Source organism: Moraxella sp. CTOTU48268 (assembly GCF_032069585.1).
GTDB classification, from domain to species: Bacteria; Pseudomonadota; Gammaproteobacteria; order Pseudomonadales; family Moraxellaceae; genus Faucicola; species Faucicola cinerea.
The window spans coordinates 1-13,011 of the sequence record NZ_DAMALV010000028.1; the positions used below are offsets into that span (position 1 = coordinate 1).

A 13,011-nucleotide genomic window follows, 5' to 3' on the forward strand; every position below is an offset into this window, starting at 1 on the left:
TGGTCACTGTACTCGGTGTCGAGGCGACTTTTACTATCGCCACATCGTGATAAACCGGTTGTGCCACTGATATTTCTGCCGATGGTTGGGTGGCGGCAGGCTTATCTTTGACGCTCACCAACGCCCCTATTCCGCCAAAAACGGCGACAGACAATACAGTGGCGGTCGCAATCCAATTTTTTTGTAGCTTATCTATCCAATGCGCAGGTTTGCGAACTTGCGGTTTGGCAAAAATATCGCTGGTTGAAAGCGCTGTTTGTGCGTTTGACCTCACCGCTTTATTTATTTGGCGGTTAGCGTTTGAAGTCACATGTTGATTGAAGTGAGCATGCGGGATGGTCATTGGCGCAATGTTAAAAAAATTGGACGCTTTATAAATAGTCATTTGCTGGACAATATGCTGTTGATAGACAGGCAAGTCCGCAATATTTTGAATTTTTGACCATTTTAATTGCTGTTGTTGTATTGCTTGAAAACTGACAGCGCGCCTAAAACCCACTGCATTTATCAGCCCCGTATCTTGTGGTGACATAAAAAAAACGGGCTGCATCGCAAGCCACTCAGTAATCTGCCCTGAGTCTATGGTGTTTTGTAGCGAACTTATCATATCTGCCAAATTTATCAACGCCAATGCAGTGATGGTCTGCCAAATAGTTAACAGCTTATCTAAAGGCAGATGGGTTTTTTCCAGTAGCACGCCGGCAATCATCGTTTTTTGGGTTTCATCATAAAACAATTGCTCAAAAATCGATGGGCTACTTTTAGACAGTTGTTTTAGAGTTACAAAATTAATGCCGTTTTCAGTCAAATTTTTTGTAACTAAAGCAGTTGAAAATTCGGCGGTAAAACTATTTTTATCTGTTACCTGCGGCAAAGTTCGATGGGTCAACGACGGATTTTGCTGAATTTTTGCCGATAACTGATACAGCATGACTTTTAACAGCTCAGGCAGCACTTTTTTGAGATGACAAATTGATACGTGCGACCCATCTGCTATTATCGGTAGCAATGGCGGCAGAGCGTTTGCCCAAAAATGATATAACGATATATGGTCAATGATATTAAAAGGCGTTGAAAGTTTTTTTGACAGCATTTTTTGTCACTTAATTTACATTTTTTGGCATTGGGGTGATTAGTGAGTTTTTAGCAATATCGTAGATGTAGGGCAACTTCTTTATACGCCCTCTAAAAAAATAGCGTTAAATTTAGAAATCTTGTTGATAATTTATAATTTCAATTCGATTAAATTCATCAAATTATGATTAGAATTTGTTGTAACTTTTGTGCAAAATTAGTAAAGTAGATAGCATCAAAAATTATATTTTAGCATCAATCACGTAACATTTTCTGCTCATCGAAAAATTGGTAATTTTTTCTGATTCTATTTATCTCTATCGATTTATTTAGCAGCCTTACTCACTTTAGGATAACTTTATGGCTATCTCTACCAACCTAATCAAATCCTTTCAACTCTCTGCATTGACGACCGCACTTGCCCTCGCTGGTTGTGGCGGTGGTGGTGGTAATGATACATTGCCGCCGCCTGTGAAAACAGGTACGGTCAGTGTCACTAACCCAAGTACCGGTACAGATTCGACCACTACGACCAATCTTGCCAGTGTTAAAAAAGTTCAATTAGTCAGTACCAGTTCTGACTTTTATATGAATGTTGGCGATAGTGTAGAGTTAACTGTCTATGCCTTAAACAGTAACAATATCGGTGTTGCTAGTGTACCGGTCAGTGTACAGATTACAGACCCAAGCGTAACAGGCGTGTTTAGTGGAATTAGTCCAAATTTAGTCACTGATGACACGGGTAAAGCGGTTATCAAACTTGATATTAAGTCTTTGACCAATGATCAAAAAAATTATTTAAAACAAAATGGTTTGGTTGTGACTACCACAGTAGGTACAGTTTCAACAAGTAAAACCCTAAAAGGCACCGATGTTAATACCACGACCCCAACGCCTACCGTGACTGTCAGTAATTTATTATTAATTAGCGACAGCCAAAATATCGCGTTAGTAAAAGGTACGAAAGTTAATGTTACGGCATTGGCAGTGGATAAAGACAATAATATCATTCCGAACACGACCATCGATTTTAATATTGGAAATTCAGTTCTTAGTGGTATTTTTGCTAATAGTAATTTAAGTGTGTTAACCAATGACCGAGGTGAAGCAAATTTAGAGTTAGAGCTCAAATCCTTGTCAAATGAACAAATAAGTTATCTGTTAAATACTGGATTAACTATTAACTCAACTGCGAGAACAGGCAGTGTTGCATCTAATACTATTAATTTAAAGGGAGCCGAGCAAGGTACTACGACGACTAAGCTAGATGTGCAAAAGGTCAATCTAACGACACCAAAGCCTAACTTTAATGTACAAGTTGGTGAAAAATTCACAGTTACTGCTTCAGTGTTAAATAGTTCAAACACTGGTCTAGGTGGTGTACCTGTCCAATTTAAACTTGATGATCCAAGTGCGACAGGTGTTTATGCGGTCTCTGATACCTCTAATGTCGTAACAAATGCCAGTGGCGAGGCGACCATTGAACTAGAAGTAAAATCTGAAGCTGCTAAAGCCAAACTATTGTCACAGGGCATTAATATCACAGCCACTGCAAAAAATACGACTGGCACTACCCCTGTTGATGTAACAAATAAATTAAATATCTTGGGTAAAGACCCCGCATTTAATGAAAATATTACTAAGGTTTCAAAAGTCGGTCTTTCTTCTAGTCTTACTAACAACGAGTTTGATTTAACAGTCGGTAATACCTTTACTGTGACTGCCAATGTGTTAGATGCATCTCAAGGTGCGTTAGCTAACGTACCAGTGACATTTACCTTACCTGGACTAGATCAAACGGGTATCGCTAATTTGTCGGGCTCAACAGTCACCACTGATGCCCAAGGCAAGGCCACTATTAATTTATCCCTTACCTCTCTTAATGCAACTCAACGTAGTTACTTAATGAGTAATGGTTTAACTGTTAACGCATCAGTTGCTAATGGTACTAGTGTTGCACCTATAAAATTATCAGCGAAACAATCTTCCACCCTTCCTGTTACGGTTGAAAGTGTTTCAGTCGTAGCAGATAGCGATAATATTTTGATGACAGCGGGTAGCACTGTAAAAGTCACTGCCATTGCACTGGACAAAAATTTTGGTGGATTGGCCAATCAGACTCTAACGGTTAAAATTCCAGACCCATCAGCTACGGGCGTGTACAATATTACAGGCTCAACGATTACCACTGACTCAAAAGGCGAAGCGATTTTTAACCTACAAATCAAATCTGCCTTAACTGCTGCACAAAAACAGGCACTGGCTAATGGTTTGGTAGTTGATATCACTGCCGCCAATGGCAAAACTAGTCAACTCAAATTATCGGCAAAAGCAGTCAATGATGTCGTAGTTTCAAATGTTAACTTAACTTCCAATGTCACCAATATTCCCCTATCTGTGGGTAGCCAGTTCACAGTTACTGCTAATGTGAGCGATGCACAAAACGGTACCATTGCCAACTCACCAGTAACTTTTAGCCTACCATCTTTAGCGGATTATGGTGTGACAAGTTTGTCGCCATCAACCATTATTACCGATGATAAGGGTCAGGCTATTATTACATTGCAAGTTCAGTCGCTGACTGATACCCAAAGAGCCAACTTATTAAAAGGCTTTACCATTAATGCCACTGCCAATGGTAAAGTGGCACCTGCGCTTACTTTAACAGGCATGGATACTATCAAGCGCTTTGATGTAAAAGCAGTCAATTTATCAAGCCCTATCAGTAAATTTAATATCAAAACAGGAGAGCGATTTACGGTTACTGCATCTGTATTAGGTGCTAACAATACAGGTATAGGTGGCGCTCCTGTTGAGTTTACTATTGATAATCCTAGTTTGACTGGTGTTTATGCTGTCTCTGATACGACCAATGTTATTACCAACGTAAATGGTGAGGCGACTATTGAGCTTGAAGTTAAGTCAGAAGCCGCTAAGCAATTACTGTTAACTGATGGCGTAACTATCACTGCGATTGCTAAAAACACGTTAAATAATCCACCTGCTGATATCAGCGGCAAGAAAACTATTCTTGGCACCGATCCAACGTTAAGTGCCAATATTGCTAAAGTCAGTAAAGCTTTATTGGTATCTAGCGTGAACCCATTTGATCTGACGGTAGGGAATAAGCTGTCAATCACAGCATCCATCGCAGATGCTAACAATGGCAAATTAGATGGTGTACCTGTTAGTTTTACCTTACCTGATTTAGATAAAACAGGTATCGCTAATCTGTCAGGTTCTACCATCGTCACCAATGCCAATGGTGAAGCAATCATTAATCTTGAAATTAAATCATTGTCTGCAGACCAACGTAACTATATACTTACCAATGGCTTGACAGTTAAAGCCGCAGTGCCTAATGGTACAGTAATTTCACCGCTACAGCTCTCTGCTAAAAACGTTATGACGCCTGATAATACAATTGATTCAATTTCAGTTACGGCTGATTCCAACAATATTATTATGGCGGCAGGTAGTCGTGTACGTGTCACCGCTGTTGCACTTGACAAGAATTTCGGTGGGATTAAAGGCCAAAACCTAACCGTCAATATTCCAAATCCAGCATTAACAGGTGTCTTTAATTTAAGCGGCTCTACCGTTACTACTGATGACAAAGGCGAAGCCATTATTGACCTTGAAGTTAAAACAACCTTGACCGATACTCAGAAAGCGGCACTTTTAAATGGTTTAAATGTAACTGTAGCCGCACAAAATGGTCGACAAGGTGTTATTAATCTTGCTGCCAAAGCGGCCAATGAAGTATCGGTAAGCACAGTTAATCTAACAGGCTCAAATATTCCTTTAACCATTGGTAGCCAAGTTAAAGTGGTCGCTACTGTATTAGACGACCAAAAAGGTGTGGTTAAAAACACGCCTGTCACGTTTACTCTGCCAAGCTTTGCAGATACAGGTGTAGCCAGTTTATCCGCTTCTACGGTATTAACAGATGATAAGGGTGAAGCGGTCATTACTTTAGAGGTGAAATCGCTTACAGATGCGCAAAAACAAGCATTACTTAACGGTTTTACCATCAATGCCACATCCAACGGTAAAGCTGCACCTGCCTTAATATTAAAAGGCGTGGATACCAGTGTCAAACGCCTTGATGTCAAATCGGTCAAATTAACATCACCCGTTAATCCATTTAATATCAAAATTGGCGAACGCTTCACTGTGACTGCGTCAGTACTCAATGGTAATAATACTGGTATTGGCGGGGCACCTGTTGAATTCAATCTGCTAACTAACCCATCCGTATCGGGTGTGTATGCAGTTTCTGATACCTCAAATATCACCACTAATGCCAGTGGTGAAGCCACGATTGAGCTAGAAGTCAAATCGACAGCTGCCAAAGACTACCTGATTCAAAACGGTATCAGCATCCAAGCGGTATCTAAGAATACCATGAACACGACACCAGTTGACGTTAAAGGTAATATCACCTTAAAAGGCATCGATCCTTCAGCAGTGCCAGTCGAAGCTAATATTGCGTTAGTCAAACAAGGTGCATTGAGTAGTAGTTTATCTAATAATATTTTCGATTTGACCGTGGGTACTACCTTTGATATTACTGCGTCGGTAGCAGATGCCAATCAGGGTCCATTGAGCAAAGTACCTGTCACTTTCTCATTGCCAGGGTTGGAATCAACGGGTATTGCTAATTTATCAGGGTCAACGGTTACTACCGATACGCAAGGCAAAGCCGTTATCAAGCTACGTATTGACTCTTTATCAAAAACCCAACGTAATTATCTACTTACCAATGGTTTAGTAGTCAACGCGACAGTACCAAATGGCACCAAAATTAATCCGATTAAACTCACTGCCAGAGATGCAGGGATTGATAGCGTCATTACCTCTATCGCTGTCACCGCTGATAGAGATGATATTTTGATGATGGCAGGCTCTAAAGTCCATGTGACTGCTTCTGCATTGAATGGTAACTTTGGCGGCGTCGCTGCCAGTGATTTGACATTTAGCATTCCAGATCCAGCGTTGACTAATGTCTTTAATATCACGGGTACAACCGTGAAAACGGACGAAAAAGGCGAAGCCAGTATCGATTTAGAAGTCAAAAACTTATTAACCGCTAGCCAAAAAGCCTATCTACAAAATGGTCTAAAAGTTAAAGTCACTGCCCCAAGTGGCGCTGTAGGTGAAATCACGCTAAAAGCCAAAGCCGTCAATGAAGTGAGCATTGATAAAGTGGTCTTAGAGAATTTCCCAAATACGCCAGTCGTATTGAGCCAAGGCAATGAGTTCATTGTGATGGCTCACACAGTCGATGCTCAAAACGGTGCTGTTACCAATGCGCCTGTTACTTTCAACCTACCAGACCCGACAACCACTGGCATTGTGAGCTTATCGCCTTCTACAGTATTGACCAGTGAAGTCGCTGCACCTGTAGAGCCGATGATTGGCGAGCGAGCAGTAATTATCCCTAAGGGGACAGCTTATATCCGTTTACGCGTGATAGACCCAGCCAAAGCGGAAAAATTGATTGCAAGTGGCTATATGGTAACAGCCGTATCTAACGGTAATGTAACACAAACACTCAATGTACCTCTCACCAAAACCGCCTCACAACCGACAGTGAATGACATTGCTAAAGTCAATTTGGTTACAGATGTTAATACGCTAACTACCAATAATGGTGATACAATCAACGTGACTGCCCAAGTGCGTGATGCCAAAAATTTCAGCCTAGCGAACATGCCTGTCAGCTTTACGCTATTGGATGCGGCAGCTGCAACGGGTATAACTAATACCACCCCACTTCAGGCAACCACCGATGCCAATGGTGAAGCGGTATTAACCTTAAAAGTCGGTGCGCTCACCCCAGACCAAAAATATTATCTACAAACCAGTGGTCTATCATTTAAGGCAACTGCCGGTGCTATCACTAGCTCAACGGTCACCTTAAGAACCCAAGAAGCGATTACGGCCAATAGCGTCAACTCATTGCTATTAACCAGTGATTCAGCAATTCAATTGGCTGTTGGCTCAAAAGTTAAAGTCACCGCGCTTGCGATGGATAAAAACGGCGCCGTTGTGCCAAATGCACAAGTCAGCTTTAAAGTCCCAACAGATTCTGGTCTAGTCAATAACACAGGTGCGGTTGTCAATACCAACGCCAATGGTGAAGCAACCATTGAACTTGAAGTCAAAGATTTGGCAAAAGCAACGACTGCTTTACAAAATGGTGTGATTATTTATGCCCAGTCTGGCACATCTGCAGCTACCACCACGGTACGCGGTGCGACGAGCAATGCTAATACACAAGCGTATAAATTATTTGTTAGTCCATCAAAAACTATTCTAAGAACGGCAACCGATACATCTACTCTAGGTATTAAAGTTACTGATACTAATGGCGGCATTAAAGCGGGTGTGCCAGTCCAACTGCAAATCTTAGAAGGTATCGATAAAGGTATTACTTTTAGTAAAGCATCGAATCTAGTGACCGATGCCAATGGCTTTGTACAAGTAGATTTGGTGCAAAGTGATATTGGGCTGGTTTCAAAACTTGACCATAGCGCAAAAGTACGTGTCATTGTGAATGATGGCGTTTATCAGCAAGTCGAGCAAACGATAGACTTTACCGTAACAGGTACCAATATCAAAGATACTTTCATATCCAAATCTGTCATTACCAATAGTGCTAGTGACACCGTTATTGTATCTGGCGTTGCAGTTGATGGTAACGATAAGCCCCTTGCGAATCAATCAATCCAATTATTGAATGATGGTGCTACTTTAGCAGTGACACCAGTAACAACAGATACTAATGGTAAATTTACTTTTACCTTAAACGGTTCACAGCTGCCAACTGCTACAACTAATTTCAATTTACAAGCTAGAATCATCGATGCTAATAATCCAAATCTTGTCTCTCAACCTTATAATTTGGGCTCATTGACGAAAGTAACCGAAACCAATCTAAGCCTGACCGTCACACAAAATGGTATTGTAGGTGATGAAGTAAAAGTTGACACACCAGCAACTATTACTATTGACTTGCCTAATACCGTGGCTGATGGTACAACCATCTATTTAACTACCAATAAAGGCGGGCGTAAGATTGTCACTAAAAATGCGGATGGTACTGATAACATTCGGTACGAATCTCGAGTTGAGAGTAAAGCTCAAGGTGGCAAAGTTATATTTGATAATATGGAATCCATTTCTCCAGGTGTGGCTACACTAACTGTTGAATATAATGGCGCTAAACAACTTGAGAAAAATATAACTTTTATCACTGATAAGGTCACTAAAGTGCTAACTCAAGTTATCAATACTACGGTCAGTACCAATGGTGAAACCAAAATTATTGCCACAGTTCGAGATAACAAAGATGCGCCTGTCAAAAATGCCATCGTTGACTTTACACTACTTCAAGATGCTTCAAGTGGCAAGCTATCCACTGGCACAGCAATTACAGATGAGGCAGGTAATGCAATCATAAGCTATTTTGCAGGCTCTACACCAACACCAGTGAATGGCGTAAAAGTACAGGCTCGCGTTCAATACATTAAGTTAAATAATCAACTTTTACCAATTTCTACAACACCAACTTATCAACCACAAGATGTCAGCTTCACCGTGCAAAACTTCTCTGCATGGATTGGTTTTGGGTTTGCCGACAAAGTGGCACCTACTACAGATAATATATATTATATCCGCGCGGGATCTATCTTTATCAATAACAGCATCGGTCAACCAGCAGTAAATCAAGAAGTTTCCATCTCAGTTGTACCAAAAACCTATGGTGTGGGGATGTGGAAATTTATCGCTAAAGTACCAGGTGTGGCTGCTATTCCTGAAGTTAAAGATCCAACAACAGGCGCCATTACCACAGTTGGTAAGGATGCTATTCCAGAACAACCTGCTAAGTGGATTACCCAATCATTTATGAATGGTAGTCCATGGAGTGGTACTTTCAACTGTCTTTCAGAAGATTTCAATAGAAATGCTACATTAGATACTAGTGAAGACTATAATGGCGATGGTATGTTGACCCCATTAAATCCGATTACAGTTTTAGCCCCGAATGGTACGCAAATTCTTAGCACCCAAACTGTCAAAACTGATGCCACAGGTAAGTTAGACTTTAGTATCCGTTATGTTAAAGAATATGCCGAGTGGATGACAGCGACGGTTCGAGTAACGACAAAAGTTGATGGTAGTGAATTCTCTCAGGAACGCGACATTAGTCTCCCTGTTCTTGATGACGATGTGATTACTGAAGACAATAAAGGTATTCGTCCTAATACGCTAAGTCCATTTGGTACTTTAGTCAGTTCTACAATGCTGCCTTATTGCTCATTCTCAGCTAACAACTAATAATTGGTCTATTAATCTTTGACAAACAAAAACCCCTTACACAATGTAAGGGGTTTTTGTTGGCAAAAATTCAAAAGACTAAGTCAACATCCGCCCTCGTGCGGTGCGTACGATATAGCCTTGCTGAATCAGATACGGCTCAATCACATCCTCAAGCGTGCCTCTATCTTCAGCGAGTGCGGCTGCAATCGACTCAACCCCCGCAGGCCCGCCATTAAAACGCTCTTCTAACATCTCAAGATAACGTCTATCAAGATTATCAAGCCCGCGTTTATCAACTGCGAGCATATCGAGTGCGCTATGCGCAATTTCAGCGGTGACGGTGCCATCGCCTTTAACTTGGGCATAATCACGTACGCGGCGTAGCAGCCGATTGGCAATACGCGGTGTACCGCGCGAACGTCTAGCGACTTCCACTGCCCCTTCTTTGGTCATAGGCACGTTAAGCAATCCAGCCGATCTTGTGACAATGGTCGTTAAGTCCTCCACATTATAAAACTCTAATCGCTGTACAATACCAAAACGGTCCCGCAGTGGCGAGGTCAACAAACCTGCTCGGGTAGTCGCAGCCACCAAAGTAAAAGGCGGCAAATCAAGCTTTATGGAGCGTGCAGCAGGTCCTTCGCCAATCATAATATCAAGCTGAAAATCTTCCATCGCAGGATACAAGATTTCTTCAATCATCGGGCTTAAACGGTGAATCTCATCAATAAAGAGCACATCACCAGGCTCTAGATTGGTCAGCATCGCTGCCAAATCACCCGCGCGTTCAAGCACAGGACCAGACGTTGAGCGCAAATTACCGCCCATCTCACGGGCGATAATGTTGGCGAGTGTGGTTTTGCCCAGTCCAGGCGGTCCAAATATCAATGTATGGTCGAGCGCTTCTTTTCTCGATAATGCCGCGTTGATAAACACGCCCATTTGTTCTTTGACCACAGGCTGACCGATATATTCAGCGAGTAACGCTGGACGGATATTGTTGTCATTTTGGTCTTCTGAGCGCCCCATCGGACTAATCAGACGTTGCTGCGAATTGGCACTTGAAAAAGGTGGAATCATAAGTATTTGACACTAGTTGCAGGTTTTAACAGGAATAATAGCACTGGCAAATCTTGCCAGTGCTATGGGATGTACAGAGAAAAAGCAGAAAAATTTAGGGTAACACACGGTACAATGTCATCGCACATTGGGTGCCTTGACTGTCCTTGCACCACTGCATCTGCTCGCCTTGCTGTTTCACATAAGCGACCAAAATATCGCCCGTCTGGTCAACGCGATTGCCAGAACAGTCTGTTGCATTGTTATCATATTGGGTCTGAATCGCTAGTGCAGGTAAACCATCCCCTGTGTCAGCGTACAAATATTTGCCGTACGTAAATTCCTGACCGCTTGAACCGATAAATTGTTGATCGCGCCCAAAATTATATCGCTCTTGGCAACTTGGCTGCGCAGTGTCGGTTTTATCAAGTCGCAGCTGCCACTGTCCTGCGATATTTGGCAAAATATGAGTCGACACTTGCGCCACTTGCTGTTGGGTTTTGCTATCATCGGGCAACGTACCCCCCATGGCTAAACTGGTTAAAATGCCTACCAACGAAATATTCATCAAGTCCATCGTTATTTTATTCCTGTTATCATGCCATCTTTATAAGGTAAAAAATAAGGTAAAACTCAGCTCATCTACCCATTGTTAATCAATAGTGACTGTTAATAATTTTTGGTATTTGGAGTTAATACTCAAAGATATTCAAAATGTTAAAGGCTAAATTATTCTGCTTTTAATGGGGTCAGCGCGCAAAAATTTAACCCAAAACCACAAAAATTATTTAAGCACTTTATTTAAACACTTTAACTTTATTTAAATACTTCAAGTTTCATATTCATCAGTGGCTTTAATCATACTTGCTTTTGGCTTTATTTGCTATAACACAATAATGCTCATAATCCAGTATTGCCAAAATATGAGGCGGTCATAAAATCTGTGCAAATTTGCTTGTCAAAAAGTTAAAAACCCAGCATAATAACCGAAGATTTCAGGAGAGAATGTTGTTTTGTTTTTCATCAAATTATGAAATACCAAAACCATCACCGAAGGCGTAAAGACCCTATAATCGCTCAGGTAAAAGGACTGGAATCGTAATTTTTGGCAGTGTGCTATGCACTGCATCAAAATATAACAAATCTGGAGAGTGTATTGCTTTGCAATACCACCGAAGGGGAAAAGGTTGACTTGTCTATCTGTACTATAAGCTATACTACAAGAAATTGACAAGTCGATTGAAAATCTCAGGTAACAGGACAGATAGGGCTGATAGCTACCGACATCAGGTTGGATTAGTTTTAGTGCTCTATTGATGTGCGATGTTTGGTTTTAGCGTTTTATCCCACGCTATTAAACCATCAAACCGTTATTTGATTTTACCCACTCAAGGATTTGCCATGTCAGCCACAGACAAGCCTTTAAACCGCACCCCTTTTTATCAATCCCATATCGATAGCAACGGCAAAATCGTTGACTTCTCTGGTTGGGAATTGCCTATCCATTATGGCTCACAGATTCAAGAGCATGACGTTGTGCGTACGGATGCGGGCATGTTTGACGTGTCACATATGGTCGTAACTGACATCGCCGGCAAAGACGCCAAAGCTTGGCTGCAAAAATTGCTCGCCAATGATGTCGCCAAACTCAAATTTGTCGGTAAAGCGCTTTACTCTGCCATGCTAAACGAAAACGGCGGTGTGATTGATGACTTAATTGTTTACCGGATGAACGATGCTGAGACCGAGTATCGCATCGTCTCAAATGCCGCCACCCGTGATAAAGATTTGGCACAGTTTGACAAAGTCGCCAAAGACTTTGCTGTCACCATTACCGAGCGCCCAGAACTTGCTATGCTTGCGGTGCAAGGTCCTAATGCCTTGCAGAAACTGAGCCAAGCTAAACCAAATTGGGCAGATAGCCTAGCTACCTTAAAACCATTTGTGGGCAAAGATTTGACCGCCATTGAAGGCGCAGATTGGTTTGTGGCGCGTACCGGTTACACGGGTGAAGACGGCGTTGAAGTCATTTTGCCACAAGCGCAAGCCTCAGCGTTTTTTACTTTACTTAAAGACCATGGCATCGCGCCAGCAGGCTTAGGTGCCCGTGATACATTGCGTCTTGAAGCGGGCATGAATTTGTACGGTCATGAAATGGATGAAACCATCAATCCGTATGAATGCGGTATGGCATGGACGTTAGCGGTAAAAGACGATCGGGATTTCGTGGGTCGTCAAGCCATGCAAACCAAACAAGACCAAGCGATTGCTGAGGGTAATGACGTCATGCAAGTAGGCTTAGTGCTAGAGTCACGTGGGGTACTGCGTGAAGGCATGACGGTCACGCTAGACAATGGCAAAACTGGGGTAATCACCAGCGGCACTTTTAGCCCAAGCCTAAAACAATCGATTGCGATTGCCCGTATTCCAAAGACGACAGATACGGCAGCCACGGTTGATTTGCGGGGCACACCGACGCCAGTACGTATCATTTCGTTACCGTTTGTTAGAAATGGCAACAAACAATTCAACTAGGATTTTATCGTGTTA

Annotated in this window: 5 protein-coding genes and 2 riboswitches; of the genes, 2 read left to right on the top strand and 3 right to left on the bottom strand. The window is 41.9% G+C overall.

Annotated features, from left to right (window positions below):
• Nucleotides 1–1,093 (bottom strand): hypothetical protein (locus RT143_RS09215; protein ID WP_313092626.1); only part of this gene is annotated, 1,093 nt, incomplete at its 3' end.
• Nucleotides 1,094–1,434: 341 nt separating this feature from the next.
• On the opposite strand from RT143_RS09215, the gene RT143_RS09220 reads away from it, so the two are divergent.
• A complete protein-coding gene (locus tag RT143_RS09220; RefSeq protein ID WP_313092628.1) occupies nt 1,435–9,420 on the top strand; it encodes a hypothetical protein in 7,986 nt (2,661 codons plus the stop codon).
• A gap of 78 nt (nt 9,421–9,498) precedes the next feature.
• Here the strand turns inward: RT143_RS09220 and ruvB are convergent, their stop codons facing one another.
• Nucleotides 9,499–10,482 carry a Holliday junction branch migration DNA helicase RuvB gene (ruvB, locus tag RT143_RS09225; RefSeq protein WP_062331309.1) on the bottom strand — a complete coding sequence of 328 codons (984 nt, stop codon included), beginning with the start codon at nt 10,480–10,482 and terminating at the stop codon, nt 9,499–9,501.
• Between the two features lie 94 nt (nt 10,483–10,576).
• Nucleotides 10,577–11,029 (bottom strand): hypothetical protein, encoded by a 453-nt coding sequence (locus RT143_RS09230; protein ID WP_313092630.1) that lies wholly within the window; start codon nt 11,027–11,029, stop codon nt 10,577–10,579.
• Nucleotides 11,030–11,447: 418 nt separating this feature from the next.
• Nucleotides 11,448–11,564, top strand: a riboswitch (glycine riboswitch).
• A 31-nt stretch (nt 11,565–11,595) separates the two neighbouring features.
• Nucleotides 11,596–11,735, top strand: a riboswitch (glycine riboswitch).
• A 127-nt stretch (nt 11,736–11,862) separates the two neighbouring features.
• On the opposite strand from RT143_RS09230, the gene gcvT reads away from it, so the two are divergent.
• Nucleotides 11,863–12,996, top strand: a complete 1,134-nt coding sequence (gene gcvT / locus RT143_RS09235; RefSeq protein WP_313092632.1) for a glycine cleavage system aminomethyltransferase GcvT — start codon at nt 11,863–11,865, stop codon at nt 12,994–12,996.
• The last annotated feature ends 15 nt before the right edge of the window (nt 12,997–13,011 follow it).